Consider the following 17,073-nt stretch of genomic DNA (forward strand, 5'->3'; position numbering starts at 1 on the left):
GGGAAGACTGCGACCAGCTCCGCGCCGAAGCCGTCGCGCCGGTAGATGTTGCGCAGGCCCGAAAACGTCAGCGACGAGGCCGGAATGAGTTCGCGCGGCATCTGCGCGTCCTGCGGCAGCCAGATGCCGCTGAGATTGGTGTGCAGATTCCAGCCGTTCCAGGGCAGCACCGACGCTTCGAGCGCCGTGAGACGGCGTTGCTGGCTGTGGTGGAACAGCCCCGTGATGGCCTGCTCCACGGCGTGGTTGTAGTAGTCGCGCACCTGGGTCTGGCGGTCTTCGAACATGCGCTCGCTGGGCTTGCGCGAGGAAAAGAACAGGTAGGCATAGGCGTGGCGCGCGGCTTCGAACCAGGCGTCGATTTCGTCGCTGCCGTGGCTGCCCGGCGCGGCGCGCTGGGCCTGCAGCGCGGCCTGGGTCCAGAGTTCTGCGAGCGCGGACAGGCGCTGGTCATCGGTCAGTGCGGGCGTGCTGACGATGCTGTCGCGGCACTGGGAGGGCAGCTCCTCGCAGCGCTTGCGTTCCAGACCGATGACGCGCAGCGTTTCCTGGGTCGCGGCGCTGAGGGTTCCGGCCGTGAGAATGTCGGAGCGCCGCTGCGACAGGTAGTCCGAAGGCAGCAGGGAGCTGACATGCACTCCGGCGCAGCCTGCCAGCAGCGCGGCGGCAGCCAGCAAGCAAACCAGGCGCCAGGCGCGCACAGCGGGAAAAATCATGGAAGTGGACCTCAGCGCGCCTGCACGGGCAGGCCTTGGCGTATGGCGGCGGAAAAGTCGGCGTTGGGGCCGAGGCGGCGTGCGCGCTCGGTGATGCGCCCCTTTTCCTGCAGCTCCTGCAGAGAGTAGCCCGGCGTCAGGCCGCCGACTTCCTGCACATAGGACGGCAGGTAGCCCGACAGCAGCAGGCGTGGGTCCAGCGGCAGGCCGGGAACGATGCGCTCCATCATCGCGTAGACGATGGTCGTGCAGTTCGCGGTCAGCGTCTGGTAGAAGCGCGGCGTCGCGCGCAGGGCGTCCGACTCGTCGAGGTATTGCTCGAACAGCGCGCGCATCGCGGTCTGGGACATGTGCACGCGATAGAGATAGACATCTTCATCGCGTGCGCGGGCACGCACGCCCAGGATGTCGCGCTCGTCGGCGGCGACCAGCGCGAGCTCATAGCGCTTGAAGAATCCGGCCAGCGCCGAGTATTCCTCGCCGCGCTCCTTGCGCACTTCGACCGAGAACACCAGCTGGCGGCCGTCGTCGAAGCCGAAGGACACCAGCGTGTGCGCGATCGCCGGTCCCATCCAGTACGACAGCGCCATGTCGACCGAGCGCAGGCGATCGAGGTCATAGCGCCGCGTCTCCCAGCGCACGGTGAAGTCGTCGTCGCTGCGCCAGTCGAAATTGCGCACGTTGTGCAGCAGCACCAGCGAGCCCTGGCGTTCGGCGCGCAGCGTGCGCGCCACATCGGCGGCCCAGACGCGGTCGTTCGACGGCGCTATCGACACCCACCACAGGCCCAGCAGCATGCAGCCCGCGGCCAGCAGTCCCCAGGCGCGCCAGGAGCGCGGGTCGGCGCTGGCCAGCAGGCACGACGCGCCGACCCAGATCACCCACAGGCCGGCCAGCGCCGCGGCCGCAAACCTGCCGCCCGGCGCCTGGCTCCACAGCGCGATCGCGCCGAAGGCCGCGAGTCCCAGGCCCAGCAGCGCGCCGAGGGCGCGCGCGCCGCCGGCCCACACGCGCCCTGGAGGCGCAGCTTGTTTGGCATGGTCACGGGGCAGGGGCATGGGTCGACAGGGAGGAAAAGAAGGAGAGGGGGCAGAAAACCGGCGCGCAATGCGGCCGGTGAGTGTGTCACAGGTGCAAGATCAATGCCCGGCGAAGTCGACCAGCGTGTAAAGCGACAGCCCGCCTTCGCGCAACCGGTCCGAGCCGCCGAGTTCGGGCAGGTCGACGATGGCCGCGCCTTCGATCACCTGGGCGCCGAGTTTCTCCAGCAGCTTCTTGCCGGCCATCATCGTGCCGCCGGTGGCAATCAGGTCGTCGATCAGCAGCACGCGGTCGCCGGGCTTGACGGCATCGGCGTGCAGCTCGACGGTGGCGCTGCCGTATTCGAGCTCATAGGTTTCCTCGACGGTGGTGAAGGGCAGCTTGCCTTTCTTGCGTATGGGCACGAAGCCGACGTTGAGTTCGTAGGCGACCACGGCACCCAGAATGAAACCGCGCGCATCCAGGCCCGCAACCACATCGGGGCGCAGCGCCGGGTCCATGTAGCGGTGCACGAACGCGTCGATCAGCACGCGGAAGACTTTCGGGTCCTGCAGCAGCGGCGTGATGTCGCGGAACTGCACGCCCGGCGCGGGCCAGTCGGGCACCGTGCGGATGTATTGCCGGAGGTAATCGTTGATGGTGGTGTGGAGCATGGCGGAAATATTCTGTACAAGGCCGGGCTTGGCCCGGCGGCTGCAGGAGTTTATACAGACCGTGCGCCGCGCTGCCGCGGCCGACCTGTCGTGACCAGCGGAATTGGGTCCAGGCCCTAAAATCCACGCATGAAATCTGCAGCAGCATCGACGCGTCCTTTTGACGGCCCCCAGGCCCTGCAACTCGCGCGTGACACCCTGGGCATCGAGGCCCAGGCCCTTCTGGCCCTGTCCGACCGTCTGTCGCCCGTGTTCGCCGAGGTTGTCGAGCGCGTGCTCGCCATCCATGGCCGGGTGGTGGTCATGGGCATGGGCAAGAGCGGCCATGTGGGCCGCAAGATCGCCGCGACGCTGGCCTCGACCGGCACGCCGTCGTTCTTCGTGCATCCGGGCGAAGCCAGCCATGGCGACCTGGGCATGGTCACGGAAAAAGACCTGGTGCTGGCGCTGTCCAACAGCGGCGAGAGCGATGAGATCGCGGCGCTGCTGCCCGCGCTGCGCCGCCAGGGCGTGCCCGTCGTCGGCATGACCGGCAACTCCGCCTCCACGCTGGCGCGCCACTCCGACTGGGTGCTCGACACCTATGTCGAACGCGAAGCCTGTCCATTGAACCTCGCGCCCACGGCCAGCACCACGGCCCAGCTCGCAATGGGCGACGCGCTCGCGGTGGCGCTGCTCGATGCGCGCGGTTTCAAGGCCGAGGATTTCGCGCGCTCCCATCCGGGCGGCGCGCTGGGCCGCAAGCTGCTGACCCATGTGAGCGATGTGATGCGCTCGGGCCAGGACGTGCCGCGCGTGACCGCCGATACATCCTTCCTGCTGCTGATGCGCGAAATGAGCGCCAAGGGCCTGGGCGCTTCGGCCATCGTCGGCGACCAGGGCGAGCTGCGCGGCGTGTTCACCGATGGCGACCTGCGTCGGCGCATAGAACAGGGCGCCGACCTGCTGAGCACCACGGCCGGCGAAGTCATGCATGCCAAACCCCATACCATCCAGGCCGATGCGCTGGCCGTCGATGCCGCGCGGCTCATGGAGCAGCACGGCATCACGTCGGTGCTGGTGATCGAAGGCGCCGACCAGCTCGTCGGCGTGGTCCATATTCGCGATCTGATGCGCGCCAAGGTGATCTGATGCAAAGTTCCGCTCTCGCTCCGGCGCTCGATTTCGCGCCCCAGTTGCTGCTCAAGGCCCAGGGGGTGCGGGTGGTGTTCTTCGATGTCGACGGCGTGCTCACCGACGGCGGCCTGTATTTCACCCAGGAAGGTGAAGTCATCAAGCGCTTCAACACGCTCGACGGCCATGGCCTCAAGTTGCTGCAGAAGATCGGCATCACGCCCGTGGTGATCACGGGCCGCGACTCCGCGCCGCTGCGCCTGCGGCTCAAGAACCTGGGCGTGGTGCATGCGCGTTTCGGCACCGAGGACAAGAAGCCTGCGGCCGAGGAGTTCCTGCAGACGCTGGGACTCGACTGGAGCCAGGCCGCGGCCATGGGCGACGACTGGCCCGATCTGCCCGTGATGCGCCGCGCGGCCATCGCCTGCGCGCCCGCAAATGCCCATGCCGAAGCCCTGGCCGCGGCCGATTACGTGAGCCAGCGCCAGGGCGGCCAGGGCGCGGCGCGCGACTTCTGCGATCTGCTGCTCGTGGCCTCGGGCCGTTACGCCAGCCTGCTCGAAAGCTATGCATGATGCGCCCCCCATGGCGTCGCGGCTGGGAAAGCTTCACGATCTATCTGCCCGTGATCCTGATGGGCCTGATGGCGCTGGCCAGCTGGTGGCTGGTGCGCAATGCGCCGTCCGCGCTGCCGTCCGCGGCCGCGCGCGCGCCGGTGCATGAGCCCGACTATTTCATGAAGGACTTCTCGGTGCAGAACTTCGACGCCGCGGGCCGCATGACGCGCCAGCTGCAGGGCCAGATGGCGCGCCATTACCCCGACACCGACACGCTCGAGATCGACGGCGTGCGCATCCAGGCAACCGGGCCCGACGGTCGCAAGACCCGGGCCACGGCGCTGCGCGGCCTGAGCAACGGCGACGGCTCCGAAGTCCAGCTGTTCGGCGATGCGCGCGTGACGCGCGAAGCCATGCAGCTGCCCGATGGCAAGCGCACGCCCGAACTGCGCTTCGAGGGCGAGTTCCTGCACGCCTGGACCAACGAGGAGCGCGTGCTTTCCGACAAGCCCGTGGTGCTGTGGCGTGGCAGCGACCGCTTCACGGCCAACCAGCTCAATTACGACCACATCGATCAGGTGCTGCAGCTCGAAGGTCGGGTGCGCGGCGTGCTGCAGCCCGCTGCCGCGGCCGCGGCCGGGCGCTGAACATGACCGCGCCCGCGCGTTCCCTGGTCTTCATCACCGGTGCTTCCAGCGGCATAGGCCAGGCCCTCGCGGGACGCTTCTATGCCCAGGGCCATGACCTGGCGCTCGTGGCGCGCAATACCCAGGCGATCCACGACTGGGCCACGGTGGCAGGGCTGGATCCCGCGCGCTATGCGGTCTATGGCGCCGACGTGTCGGTCGAAGCCAGCATTGTCGAGGCCGGCATGCAGTGTCTCGTGCGCCAGGGCCTGCCGCAGGTGGTGGTGGCGAACGCGGGCGTGAGCTGGGGCATAGATTCCGCCGAGCGCGAAGACCTGGGCGTGATGGCCAAGCTGTTCGCGACCAACAACCTGGGCATGGCGGCGACATTTCACCCCTTCATTCGCGCGATGCAGGCCCGGGGCTCGGGCACGCTGGTCGGCGTGGCGAGCGTGGCCGCGATCCGCGGCCTGCCCGGACACGGCGCCTACTGCGCCAGCAAGGCCGCCGTGGTCAGCTATTGCGAGAGCCTGCGCGGCGAACTGCGCGCGCGCGGCGTGCGCGTGGTGACCCTGCTGCCCGGTTATGTCGCCACGCCGCTGACGCGCGATAACCGTTATGGAATGCCGTTTCTGCTCACTGCCGACGACTTCGCCGCGCGTGCTTATCGGGCCATCATGCGGCAAACCAGTTATGCAGTGATTCCCTGGCAGATGGGTATCGTGGCCAAGTTGTTGCGCCTGTTGCCCAATGCCGTGTTTGACCGTTTGTTACAAGGTCGGCAAACCAAACACCGGCACAAAACCGCAGAATAAGAGAATCTGACGATTTTGTCTTACAGCCACTGGTTGTCAGATGCCGGCATTTTGACCTGCACTGGTGAATACCCGCAACCCACCGCAAACGACATACTCCAGACGTAAAAAAAGGCTTCAAGTGAAGCCTTTTTGTTTTGCGTGCGGATTATTCGCCGTTGTTATTGCCGTAGCCGCCACGTCCGCCGCCGCCGCCGCCGCCGCGCGGACCCGAGCCATAGGGGCTGCGGAAACCGCCGTCATTGCGGCCGCCGGCATAACCGCCGCCGTCACGGCCGCCGCCACCACCGCCGTAGCCGCCGCCATCACGGCCACCGCCGCCATAGCCGCCGCCGCCGTCACGACCGCCGCCGTAGCCGCCACCGCCTTCGCGGCCGCCACCATAACCACCGCCGCCACCGCCGCCGTAGCCACCACCGCCGCCACCGCCATAGCCGCCACCGCCGCCGCCATAGCCACCGCTGCGCGGTGGGCGTGGCTCCATCGGGCGCGCTTCATTGACGACAATGCTGCGCCCGCCGAGTGCTTGTCCGTTCATGCCCTGGATTGCTGCCTGCGCTTCAGAATCGCTGCCCATTTCCACGAACCCAAACCCCTTGGAGCGACCCGTGTCGCGCTCCATCATTACCTTGGCACTCGTCACTGAACCATACTGGCTGAATGCCTGCTCAAGGTCGTTGTCACGCACTCCATAAGGGAGATTGCCAACATACAGCTTGTTGCCCATTAAAGACTCCTCAAACTCCTCAAGTAACACAATTGCTGTGGTGCTCACATGTTGCCAGCGATCCATGAAAGAAAACCTGCGCACGCATTGCAAATCACCTGCACTGATATCGGGGACACCGATCACAAATTATGAGGGAAAAGAAACACAAAAAAAAAGCCGGCGAAAGACGTATTTGCATGAAAAAGACGAAAAAAAAGGGCCAGAGGCCCTTTTTTGACATTGGGTTAATGAAAACCCTGAGTCAGTGCTTAGTAGCCGCCACGGCCGCCGCCGAAGCCGCCACCGCCGCCACCGCTACGGCCGCCGCCGAAGCCGCCACCGCCATTGCCGCCGCCGAAGCCGCCGCCGCCGAAGCCGCCACCGCTACGGGGAGGGCGGGGTTCCATAGGACGGGCTTCGTTGACCACGAGGTCACGGCCGCCTTGGTTTTGGCCGTGCAGGCCTTGGATTGCTGCTTGTGCTTCAGCATCGTTGCTCATTTCGACGAAGCCGAAGCCCTTCGAACGGCCGGTGTCACGTTCCATCATGACCTTGGCGCTGTTGACATTGCCGAATTCGCTGAAAGCTTGCTCGAGATCGCCGTCACGGAAAGAGTACGGCAGGTTGCCGACGTAAAGTTTGTTGCCCATGGAGGACTCCTGAAAAAACACTTGAAAACGCGATGGAGCCCTATGCAGTCAACTACCTGACAACTTTAGAGACCGAAACGCACCTGCCTACTACTCATTGCTTTGCGGAAAGGCTTGGACATTATGAGCTATATATACCCGTACAAAATGCTCTGATTTGAAATTTCGGTGTGGCTACAACACTTTTTGGGTCGGTATTTACCCGGAATTCCACGCGAAACAGCCGTCTTGTCTACAATCGCCGCTGTCATTGGGGAGTAGCCCGTTCGGTGTGCAACGCACCGAAGGCATGCATCAACAAACTTGGGTTCTCACAACCTATGGTGCATGCGGTTGCTGGATCCGTTCCGCGGATTTCAGACTGGGCGAGACCATTGGCTGGGTGCCGATCCACATGGCCGGAGTCGGTGCGCAGCCAATGCGTTCGCGTCGTCCGGCCTGTTGATTAGAAAAACCCCATGGAAGCCTTTTTTGTCTCTACCGCCATCGTTGCCATCGCCGAAATGGGCGACAAGACGCAGCTGCTGGCGCTGGTTCTCGCCGCCCGTTTTCGCAAGCCCTGGCCCATCGTGCTCGGCATCCTCGCCGCCACACTCGCCAACCATGCGCTGGCCGGCGCCGTCGGCGCCTGGGTCACGACGCTGATCGGCCCGCAGGTGCTGCGCTGGGTGCTGGGCGGCTGCTTCATCGCGATGGCGGTCTGGATGCTGATTCCCGACAAGCTCGACGAAGACGAGACCGCCACTGTTTCGCGCTGGGGCGTGTTCGGCACCACGCTGATCGCGTTCTTCCTCGCCGAAATGGGCGACAAGACGCAGATCGCCACCGTGGTGCTCGCGGCCAAGTACAACGCCTACCTGTGGGTGGTTGCGGGAACGACGCTGGGCATGATGCTCGCCAACGCGCCCGTGGTCTGGCTGGGCGAGCGCATCACGCGCCTGGTGCCGCTGCGCATCGTGCATCTGGTGTCGGCCGGAATTTTCCTGGTGCTGGGCTTGCTCGCGTTGTGGGCCCCAGGCGTAGCGGTTTTGGCATAATGGGCGCTTCACGCGCCGATTTGCCAATGCTTGCGGGCGCTTTATAAATCCAGCTAAAGACCCGTCCGACGACATCTCGACCCGGCCTCGTTTTTAGCGATGCCGGGTTTTTTCATGTCCTTCATCGCCACTCCTTCGTCCATGCATTTCGAGGATGCCCTGCCCCTGCAGGGCGGCGCCTCGATACACCATTACGACCTCGCCTACGAAACCTACGGCGAGCTCAACGCCGAGCGCTCGAACGCGGTGCTGGTGTGCCATGCGCTCAATGCCTCGCACCATGTGGCCGGCGTCTATGCCGACCAGCCCAAGAGCGAAGGCTGGTGGGACAACATGATAGGCCCGGGCAAGCCGGTCGACACCAACCGCTTCTTCGTGATCGGCGTCAACAACCTCGGCTCGTGCTTCGGCTCGACCGGCCCCATGCACGAGAACCCCGACACCGGCCGCGTCTATGGCGCCGATTTTCCCGTGGTCACCGTGGAGGACTGGGTCGATGCCCAGGCGCGGCTGCTCGACCGGCTGGGGATTTCGCGGCTCGCGGCCGTGCTCGGCGGCAGCCTGGGCGGCATGCAGGCGCTGTGCTGGTCGCTGCGCTACCCCGAGCGCCTGGCGCACGCGGTGGTGGTCGCCAGCGCGCCCAACCTCAACGCCGAGAACATCGCGTTCAATGAAGTCGCGCGCCGCGCCATCGTGACCGACCCCGACTTCCACGGCGGCAACTTCTACGACCACGGCGTGGTGCCGCGCCGCGGCCTGCGCATCGCGCGCATGATCGGCCACATCACGTATCTGAGCGACGACGTGATGAACCAGAAGTTCGGCCGCCAGCTGCGCGACGGCCTGGAGCTCAAGTACAGCACCCAGGACATCGAGTTCGAGATCGAAAGCTATCTGCGCTACCAGGGCGACAAGTTCAGCGACTATTTCGACGCCAACACCTACCTGCTGATCACGCGCGCGCTCGACTACTTCGACCCGGCGCGCGCCCATGCGGGCAACCTCACGCGGGCGCTCGCGGCCAGCCAGGCCAAGTACCTGCTGGTGAGCTTCACCACCGACTGGCGCTTCGCGCCCGCGCGCAGCCGCGAAATCGTCAAGTCGCTGCTCGAGAACCAGCGCCGCGTGAGCTACGCCGAAATCGACGCACCCCATGGTCACGATGCCTTCCTGCTTGATGACCCGCGCTATCTGGGCGTCATGCGCTCTTATTTTGAAAGCATCGCAAAGGAGATCGCATGACCGAAAAATCGACCATGGAGGCGATTGCCCGCCTCGTGCCCGAAGGTGCGCGCGTGCTGGATCTGGGCTGTGGCGACGGCGGCTTGCTGTCCTATCTGCAGCGCGAGCGCGGCTGCAGCGGCTACGGCGTGGAGCTCGATGACGCCAATGTGCTGGCCTGCGTGCGCCGCGGCGTCGACGTGCTGCAGCTCAACCTCGAGGACGGTCTGGCGATGTTCGGCGACAACAGCTTCGACGTGGTGCTGCAGATCGACACGCTGCAGCATCTGCGCAATGCCGAGATCATGCTGCGCGAGACCGCGCGCATAGGCCGCCTGGGCATAGTCGCCTTCCCCAACTTCGCGCACTGGCCCAACCGTCTGTCGGTGCTGCGCGGGCGCATGCCGGTCACGCGCCGCCTGCCGTACCAGTGGTACGACACGCCCAATATCCGCGTCGGCACGTTCAAGGACTTCGAAGTGCTGGCGCACAAGAACCGGCTGCAGGTGCGCGACGCTTTCGGTCTGCAGGGCGGCGAGACGGTGCGCTTTCTGCCCAATCTGCGCGCCGGCACGGCCGTGTTCTGCCTGGAGCACAGCTGAGCGCAAACCTGTAGCATGGGCCGGCGCAGGCATGGTGCTCGCGCGCCCTGACGAAAGGTGATCCATGGATTTGCTGCGGTCGAGCAAGAAAACGGTGTTTGCGCTGGCGTGGCTGGCGCTTGCGGGGGCTGCCCAGGCCCAGACGGCGGCGAGCTGGCCGCCCCAGCCCGCGCTGATTGCCCACCGCGGCGCGTCGGCGCTGCGCCCCGAGCACACGCTGGCGGCCTATCAGAAGGCCATCGATGATGGCGCCGACCTGATCGAAGCCGATCTGGTGATCACGCGCGACGGCGTGCTGGTGTCGCGCCACGAGAACGCGATCGCCATCCTCAAGACCGATGGCTCGCTGCAGGAAGCGACCACCGATGTCGCCGATCGGCCCGAGTTTGCCGCGCGCCGCACGACCAAGACCATAGACGGCAAGGCCATCACCGGCTGGTTCGTGGAAGACTTCACGCTGGCCGAACTCAAGACGCTGCGCGCGCGCGAACGCATTCCCCAGCTGCGCCCGGCCAGCGCGGCCTACGATGGCCAGTTCGAAGTGCCCACGCTGGAAGAAATGATTGCGCTGGCGCGCACGCAAAGCGCACGCACGGGGCGCACCATAGGCCTGTACATCGAGACCAAGCACCCGAGCTACTTTCAGTCCATAGGCCAGCCGCTGGAAAAGCCGCTGCTCGAAGTGCTGGCCAGGCATGATTTGAACCGCGCCGATGCGCCGGTGTTCATCCAGTCGTTCGAAGTCGACAACCTGCGCGCGCTGCATGTGCTCACGCCCGTGCGCCTGGTGCAGCTGCTGACGCCCAACGGCAGCCCGTTCGACCAGGCGCGCGCGGGTCAGCCGCGCACCACTTACGCCAAGATGGCCACGCCCGCGGGCCTGGCCGAGATCGCGACCTATGCCCAGGGCGTGGGGCCGAGCAAGACCATGGTGATTCCCGTGGTCGATGGCGGCCATGGTCAGCCGACGTCGTTCGTGCAGCACGCACATGCCGCAGGCCTGGTGGTGCATGTCTGGACGCTGCGTCCCGAAAACGCCTTCCTGCCGGCCCAGCTCAAGAGCGCGCCGGCCGCCAACGCCGCCCAGCGCGGCGATGCGCGCGCCGACATGGACGCCTTTCTGCGCACCGGCATCGACGGCGTGTTCACCGATGACCCGGCAATTGGCCGCGCCGCCATCAGTGCAATGCAGCGCCAGCCTTGAGCCGCAGTCTGCAGGACAATAGAAGATCGCCGCGGCCCTCCGTGGCATCGACGAAGGAGCTTTAGCCATGAATGCACGCATCCCCGCCACCGCCCTCGATCCGGCCCTCGCACTGGAGCGCGTCAGCGCCCAGTGGGACCGCGACATCGTCGGGCAGCTGTCCGAGTACATCGCGATTCCCGCGAAGTCGCCGATGTTCGCGCCCGACTGGGAGCAGCAGGGCTATCTGGACACCGTGCTGCGCAATGCGGCCGTCTGGGTCGAGGCGCAGAAGGTCGCGGGCCTGACGCTCGAGATCGTGCGCCTGCCGGGCCGCACGCCCGTGCTGTTCTTCGAAGTCGCGGCGACCCAGGCGCAGTCGCAGGGCCAGGGCACGGTGCTGATGTACGGCCACCTCGACAAGCAGCCCGAATTCGAAGGCTGGCGCAGCGATCTGGGCCCGTGGACGCCCAAGTATGAGGACGGCAAGCTCTATGGCCGCGGCGGCGCCGACGACGGCTATGCGGTCTACGCCAGCATCGCCGCGGTGCAGGAGCTCAAGCGCCAGAACGTGGCGCATCCGCGCATCTGCGGGCTGATCGAGACCTGCGAGGAAAGCGGCTCGCGCGACCTGCTGCCCTATGTGGACGCGCTGCGGGCGCGCATGGGCGACGTCGCGCTGGTGATCTGCCTGGACAGCGGCGCGGGCAACTACGACCAGCTGTGGCTCACGACCAGCCTGCGCGGCATGGCCACGGGCACGCTCAAGGTCGAGATTCTGACCGAGGGCATCCACTCGGGCGATGCCTCGGGCGCCGTGCCGTCGTCGTTTCGCATCATGCGCCAGGTGCTCGACCGCCTCGAAGACAGTGCCACGGGCCGGCTGCTGCCCGCGAGCTTCCACTGCGAAGTGCCTGCCGACCGGCTGGCCCAGGCGCGCGCCACGGCGGCCATCCTGGGCGAGGAAGTCACCAAGCGCTTCCCCTGGGCGCATTACGACTGCGGCGGTGCAACCACCTTCGCGCTGCCGACCACGTCCGATCCCGTCGAGTCGCTGCTCAAGCGCACCTGGGAGCCCACGCTCAGCGTGACCGGCGCCGAAGGTTTTCCCACGTTGCAGAACGCGGGCAATGTGCTGCGCCCCTACACCGCGTTCAAGCTGAGCCTGCGCCTGCCGCCGCTGGTCGACGCTGCGTCCTGCGTGCAGGAAATGAAGGCCTTGCTCGAGGACAACGCGCCCTACAAGGCCAAGGTCACTTGGCAAGGCCTGAGCTCGGCCAGCGGCTGGAACGCACCGGCCATGGACTCCTGGTTCGAGCAGGCGCTGCAAAGCGCGAGCCAGGCGCATTTCGGCGCGGCCTGCGGCTATGTGGGCCAGGGCGGAACGATTCCGCTGATGAACATGCTGAGCCAGGGCTTTCCCAAGGCGCAGATGATGGTCTGCGGCGTGCTGGGCCCCAAGAGCAATGCGCATGGACCCAACGAGTTCCTGCATGTGCCGTATGCCAAGAAGATCACCGCGGCGGTGGCGCAGGTGATTGCCAGCTTGCCGGTGGCGGAGTAGTCAGCGTAGATTGCGTCAGGGCAGGCCGTTCATGGTTCGACCGGGCTGCCCAGCCAAGCTCGCCACGAACGGGCAGCCGTGCGCGAGAAACCGTTCGCACTGAGCTTGTCGAAGTGTGAACGCCCCAGCCTCAATCCAAAGTCAACGTCGCCAGCGCCGCCAGGGGCGCGGTTTCGGCGCGCAGCACGCGCGCGCCCAGGGTGACGGGCGCAAAGCCGTTGGCGCGCGCCAGCGCTTCTTCCTGGGGGCTCAGGCCGCCTTCGGGGCCTGACAGGAAGACCACGGATTTGTTCGCCGGCGCATGCTGCTCGGCCGCGGCCCGCAGCGGCTGCGTGCCTTCGCCCAGCGACAGCAGCAGCCGGGCGGGCAGCTGCGCGTCGGGCCCATCCACGGTGGGGTGGTCTTTCAGCCAGCCCGCTAGGTCGGTGGCCGGGTGAATCACCAGCACCCGGTTGCGCCCGCATTGCTCGCTGGCAGCGACGGCCACGGCCTGCCAATGGGCGCGTTTCTTGTCGCCGCGCTCGCCCTTGAGCTTGAGCACGCTGCGCTCGGCAAGCAGCGGCGTGATGCTGGTGGCGCCGAGCTCGGTGGCTTTCTCGACCAGCCAGTCCATGCGCTCGTTGGCCGTGATGCCGGCCAGCAGATGCACTTCGCGCGCGGTCTCGCGCTCGAGCGCGCGGTGCGCACCGACCTGTACCTCCACGTCGCTGCGGCCCATGCGCAGCACGGTGGCGTCGAATTCTCCGCCCGTGAAGCCGTCGCCGGCCTGGCCTTCGAACAGGGTGATGCTGTCGCCGGGCTGCAGGCGCAGCACCTGCACATGGCGCGCGGCGCCCGCGGGCAACTCAAGCGTATCGCCGGTGCGCAGCGGAAGAGGGCAGTGAAAACGGGGCATGGGCGATCAAAAAATGGGAAAACAGGCAAAAAACGGGCGCCAGGCACCCGCTTTTATGTGTGGAACGGCAATAGCAGCAAGCAAATGCTGCCATCGGCTTACATCCTTCCGTACGCGTAGCCCTCTACGGCCTGGATGTTCTCGATCTCGTCGATCACCTTGAGCAGCGGGCCCAGCTGGCGGTAGCGGTCGGCGGTGGCGCGGATGTAATGAATGAAGCGCGGCGTGTCGGCCAGGTACTTGGGCTTGCCGTCGCGCAGCGTCAGGCGCGCGAAGATGCCGGCCACCTTGAAATGGCGCTGCAGGCCCATCCACTCGACGGCGCGGTAGAACTCGCCGAAGTCATCGCCCCAGCCCGTGGCGCTGGTCGCGCCCACGAGGCCGGCCTTGCGCGCCTTTTCCCAGTAGCGCACGCAGATGTCGATGAGAAAATCCTCTTCCCAGCTGATGAACGCGTCGCGCAGCAGGCTCGCGATGTCATAGGTGACGGGGCCGTAGACCGCGTCCTGGAAGTCGAGCACGCCCAGCGGGCCGCCCGCGGTTTGCGGCAGCATCAGGTTGCGCGTCATGAAGTCGCGGTGCACGTAGACGCTGGGCACGGACAGGTTCTGGGCGACGATGGCGTCGAAGGCCTTGGACAGCGTTTCCTGCTGCTTGCCGGCGAGTGTCACGCCCTTGTGCTTGGCCAGATACCAGTCGGGGAACAGCGCCAGTTCGCGGCGCAGCAGGGCTTCGTCATAGACGGGCAGCACGCCGGGGCGCGAGGCCAGTTGCCAGGTCAGCAGCGTGTCCGTGGCCTGGCGGTACCATGCTTCGGCGTCGCGCGGCGCGGCCGGGTTCAGGCGTTCGATCAAGGTCTGCGAGCCCAGGTCGCTCAGCAGCATGAAGCCCTGGGCCTGGTCCCAGGCCAGAATGTCGGGCACCTTGAGACCGGCGTCGGCGAGCAGCGCCTGTACTTTGACGAAAGGCGCGCAGTCTTCCTTGTCGGGCGGCGCGTCCATCACGATCAGGCTGGCGCCGCCGGCGCAGTCCAGTCGCAGATAACGGCGAAAGCTTGCATCGGCCGACGCGGGACGCAGGCTTTCAGGCTGGAGCTGATGCAAACTGACAAGAGGGGCGAGCCAGGCCGCAAAAGCGGCTTGGCGTTCGGCATTGGGCCATTCAACGCTGGCAATGGGGGAGATGGGGTGGCTCATGGATAATCGGATTCTACAAACTCGCCTGCTTGCCCGCGTGCAGGCATTGGCCCCTCAGCTTTCCACCTTTTCGCCCACCGTGCCTTCTCGCCAGCAATCCATAGCCGTGCCCACGTCCTGCCCGCTGCCCCGGCGGCAGCTGTCGTCTGGCCTGCCGGCCGTCCGCCCCCTGGTGTGGTGGATGGCCCTGGCCTGGGCCGGCCTGCCCACGCTGGCCCAGGCCCAGGCCGACCCTGCAGACCCGCTGCCCGCGCCGGTGCTGCGCTCCACCCCGATGCTGCAGGAGCGGATTCCCGAAGCCGCGCGGCCGTTGCAGCCGGTATATGTGCGCGGCGACTCGATTGCGGGCCAGGCCGACGTGCGCGCCGTGATCGACGGCCATGCCGAACTGCGCCGCAGCGACACGATTGTCCGTGCCAACCGCATGGAATACACGGTCGCCGATGACCGGCTGCAGGCCGAAGGCCAGGTGCACATCAACCGTGCGGGCAATGTCTTCGACGGCAACCGGCTCGATCTGGAAGTCGACGCCTTCCGCGGCAACTTCACGGATGCGAACTACCGTTTCCTGGCCACGCAGGCGCATGGCGACGCGTCCCAGGTGGAGTTCCTGGACCGCGAGCGTTCCATCGTCTACAACGCCACCTACACCACCTGCCAGCGCGACAACGAGGCCAGCTGGCAACCCGACTGGATGCTCAAGGCCGACTCCATCCATCTGGATCAGGGCGAGCAGGTCGGCTATGCGCGTGGCGCCAAGCTGCAGTTCAAGGGCGTCACGGTGCTGCCGATTCCGGTGGTGAGCTTTCCGCTGTCGGACCAGCGCAAGTCGGGCCTGCTGCCGCTGACCATAGGTCTGGACAACGTCAGCGGCTTTGAATACACCCAGCCCTACTACTGGAATCTCGCGCCCAACCGCGACGCGACGCTGTCGAGCACGCTGATGACCAAGCGCGGTGTGAACCTGGGCGCCGAGTTCCGCTACCTCGAGCCCACCTACCAGGGCAAGGTGCGCCTCGATTACATGCCGGGCGACCGGCTGCGCGACCGCGACCGCTGGGCCTATAAGCTGCAGCACCAGGGCCAGATTGCCTCGCCCTGGGGCGGGCTCGGTTTGAACCTGAACCTCAACCGCGTGAGCGACAACAATTACTGGCGCGACTTCACGCGGCGCGACACCGACCGGACGCTCAATTCCCGCCTGCTGCCCAGCGACGCCATCCTGAGCTGGGGCGGACAGGACACGTCGCTGATGCTGCGCACGCTCAAATGGCAGACGCTGCAGGACGTGGCCTCGCCGATCATGCCGCCCTATGACCGCATGCCGCAGCTGCAATGGCGCTATACGCCGCTGAACCTGGGCGGCGGCCTGGACCTGACGGTCGAGGCCGATACCACGCGCTTCGAAGCCGATCCCCTGCTGACCCGCCAGGTCAACGCCCAGCGCAGCTATCTGATGGCTGAACTCAGCCGTCCGTTCCTTTCGCCGGGCGCGTTCTTCACGCCCAAGCTCAAGCTGCACGCGACGCAGTACCAGTTCGACAATCCGCTGAGCAACGGCATGACATCGTCCGGGCGTACCCTGCCCACGGTGAGCCTGGACAGCGGCCTGATATTCGAGCGCGAGACCGCATTGTTCGGGCGCAGCCTGCTGCAGACGCTGGAGCCGCGCGCCTTCTATACCTATACGCCGTACCGCGCCCAGAACATGCTGCCGGTGTACGACACCGCGCTCAACGACTTCAACCTGGCGACGATCTACAGCGACAACAGCTACAGCGGACATGACCGTCTCGCGGACAACAACCTGCTGACCCTGGGTCTGACCACGCGTTTCATCGATGCCGACACCGGCGCCGAGTCCGCGCGCTTCGGCGTGGCCCAGCGCGTGCGCTTTTCCGACCAGCGCGTGACCCTGCCGGGCGAAGTACCGGCGACCGACCGGCTGTCCGACATCCTGTTCGGCGCGTCGGTCAACTGGACGCCCCAGTGGGCGCTCGACGCGGCCGTGCAATACAACCGCGAGACCGGCCACTCGGAACGCACGACCGTGGGCGCGCGCTACAGCCCGGGCAACTACCGCACGATCAGCGCGGCCTACCGCCTGCAGCGCGGCACCAGCGAGCAGGTCGACGTGGGCTGGCAATGGCCCATACGTAACCCTTGGGCGACCGAGGACAAAGGCCGCGACGGCGGGCGCTGGTACTCTGTGGGCCGGTTGAATTACAGTCTGCAGGATCGCAAGCTCGTCGATACCGTGGTCGGCTTCGAATATGACAGCTGCTGCTGGGTCGGCCGGGTCGTGCTCGAGCGCCTGCAAAGCAGTGTGACCACCTCGAATACCCGGTTGCTGTTCCAGGTCGAGTTCGTCGGCTTCTCGCGCTTGAGCCTGGGTGCCAACCCCTTGCAGAGCTTGAAGGACAATATCCCTCGCTACCAGGCCTTGCGTCAGACCACCGCCACGCCCAGCCGCTTCAGCAATTACGATTAAACAA

General features: G+C 66.2%; 16 protein-coding genes, 1 pseudogene and 1 riboswitch. Of the genes and pseudogenes, 10 read left to right on the forward strand and 7 right to left on the reverse strand.

Going from position 1 to position 17,073, the window contains the following annotated elements; all coding sequences use genetic code 11:
* The 3 genes and pseudogenes from RR928_RS06635 to RR928_RS06645 all read right to left on the reverse strand — a co-directional run.
* Positions 1-716, reverse strand: a pseudogene (locus tag RR928_RS06635) (alpha/beta hydrolase); the annotation flags it as partial.
* Between the two features lie 11 nt (positions 717-727).
* A complete protein-coding gene (locus tag RR928_RS06640; protein ID WP_332539029.1) occupies positions 728-1,774 on the reverse strand; it encodes an Lnb N-terminal periplasmic domain-containing protein in 1,047 nt (348 codons plus the stop codon).
* An 81-nt stretch (positions 1,775-1,855) separates the two neighbouring features.
* The gene (locus RR928_RS06645) at positions 1,856-2,410 is read right to left on the reverse strand and encodes an adenine phosphoribosyltransferase (RefSeq protein WP_213293504.1); all 555 of its coding nucleotides are present in this window, start codon (positions 2,408-2,410) and stop codon (positions 1,856-1,858) included.
* Positions 2,411-2,539: 129 nt separating this feature from the next.
* Here RR928_RS06645 and RR928_RS06650 point away from each other — a divergent pair, with 129 nt between their 5' ends.
* Genes RR928_RS06650 through RR928_RS06665 form a run of 4 tightly spaced genes read left to right on the forward strand, consistent with a single transcriptional unit; the run spans position 2,540 to position 5,521 of the window.
* Complete coding sequence (locus RR928_RS06650) at positions 2,540-3,541, forward strand: KpsF/GutQ family sugar-phosphate isomerase (RefSeq protein WP_332539030.1); 1,002 nt, start codon at positions 2,540-2,542, stop codon at positions 3,539-3,541.
* Positions 3,541-4,098 (forward strand): KdsC family phosphatase, encoded by a 558-nt coding sequence (locus tag RR928_RS06655; RefSeq protein ID WP_332539031.1) that lies wholly within the window; start codon positions 3,541-3,543, stop codon positions 4,096-4,098. The genes RR928_RS06650 and RR928_RS06655 overlap by 1 nt, the downstream gene beginning before the upstream one ends.
* On the forward strand, positions 4,098-4,727 hold the full coding sequence (gene lptC, locus RR928_RS06660; RefSeq protein ID WP_332539050.1) for an LPS export ABC transporter periplasmic protein LptC: 630 nt from the start codon (positions 4,098-4,100) through the stop codon (positions 4,725-4,727). The genes RR928_RS06655 and lptC overlap by 1 nt, the downstream gene beginning before the upstream one ends.
* A gap of 2 nt (positions 4,728-4,729) precedes the next feature.
* The gene (locus RR928_RS06665) at positions 4,730-5,521 is read left to right on the forward strand and encodes an SDR family oxidoreductase (protein WP_332539032.1); all 792 of its coding nucleotides are present in this window, start codon (positions 4,730-4,732) and stop codon (positions 5,519-5,521) included.
* 148 nt (positions 5,522-5,669) lie between these two features.
* Here the strand turns inward: RR928_RS06665 and RR928_RS06670 are convergent, their stop codons facing one another.
* Positions 5,670-6,248, reverse strand: a complete 579-nt coding sequence (locus tag RR928_RS06670) for an RNA recognition motif domain-containing protein (protein ID WP_332539051.1) — start codon at positions 6,246-6,248, stop codon at positions 5,670-5,672.
* 251 nt (positions 6,249-6,499) lie between these two features.
* A complete protein-coding gene (locus tag RR928_RS06675; RefSeq protein WP_332547545.1) occupies positions 6,500-6,880 on the reverse strand; it encodes an RNA recognition motif domain-containing protein in 381 nt (126 codons plus the stop codon).
* A 240-nt stretch (positions 6,881-7,120) separates the two neighbouring features.
* Positions 7,121-7,297: riboswitch (yybP-ykoY riboswitch) on the forward strand.
* 41 nt (positions 7,298-7,338) lie between these two features.
* Here RR928_RS06675 and RR928_RS06680 point away from each other — a divergent pair.
* The 5 genes from RR928_RS06680 (at position 7,339) to RR928_RS06700 (ending at position 12,487) form a co-directional block, all read left to right on the forward strand.
* Positions 7,339-7,917: a TMEM165/GDT1 family protein gene (locus RR928_RS06680; protein ID WP_332539035.1), complete on the forward strand. Its 579-nt coding sequence runs from the start codon at positions 7,339-7,341 to the stop codon at positions 7,915-7,917.
* Positions 7,918-8,031: 114 nt separating this feature from the next.
* Entirely contained in the window at positions 8,032-9,159 is a 1,128-nt protein-coding gene (gene metX, locus RR928_RS06685) for a homoserine O-succinyltransferase MetX (RefSeq protein WP_332539037.1), read from the forward strand.
* Entirely contained in the window at positions 9,156-9,740 is a 585-nt protein-coding gene (gene metW / locus RR928_RS06690) for a methionine biosynthesis protein MetW (protein WP_332539038.1), read from the forward strand. Before metX ends, metW begins: the two co-directional genes overlap by 4 nt.
* Positions 9,741-9,804: 64 nt before the next feature.
* The gene (locus tag RR928_RS06695) at positions 9,805-10,944 is read left to right on the forward strand and encodes a glycerophosphodiester phosphodiesterase (protein WP_332681882.1); all 1,140 of its coding nucleotides are present in this window, start codon (positions 9,805-9,807) and stop codon (positions 10,942-10,944) included.
* Between the two features lie 67 nt (positions 10,945-11,011).
* Complete coding sequence (locus RR928_RS06700; RefSeq protein ID WP_332539042.1) at positions 11,012-12,487, forward strand: M20/M25/M40 family metallo-hydrolase; 1,476 nt, start codon at positions 11,012-11,014, stop codon at positions 12,485-12,487.
* A gap of 130 nt (positions 12,488-12,617) precedes the next feature.
* On the opposite strand, the gene RR928_RS06705 is transcribed toward RR928_RS06700, so the two are convergent.
* Both RR928_RS06705 and RR928_RS06710 read right to left on the reverse strand, forming a co-directional pair.
* Positions 12,618-13,382, reverse strand: a complete 765-nt coding sequence (locus RR928_RS06705) for a 16S rRNA (uracil(1498)-N(3))-methyltransferase (RefSeq protein ID WP_332539043.1) — start codon at positions 13,380-13,382, stop codon at positions 12,618-12,620.
* Between the two features lie 98 nt (positions 13,383-13,480).
* On the reverse strand, positions 13,481-14,578 hold the full coding sequence (locus RR928_RS06710; RefSeq protein WP_332681885.1) for an aminoglycoside phosphotransferase family protein: 1,098 nt from the start codon (positions 14,576-14,578) through the stop codon (positions 13,481-13,483).
* Between the two features lie 181 nt (positions 14,579-14,759).
* Here RR928_RS06710 and RR928_RS06715 point away from each other — a divergent pair, with 181 nt between their 5' ends.
* A complete protein-coding gene (locus tag RR928_RS06715; RefSeq protein WP_332547552.1) occupies positions 14,760-17,069 on the forward strand; it encodes an LPS-assembly protein LptD in 2,310 nt (769 codons plus the stop codon).
* Positions 17,070-17,073: the final 4 nt, after the last annotated feature.

This window comes from Comamonas sp. (genome assembly GCF_036666375.1).
GTDB lineage: Bacteria > Pseudomonadota > Gammaproteobacteria > Burkholderiales > Burkholderiaceae_C > Comamonas.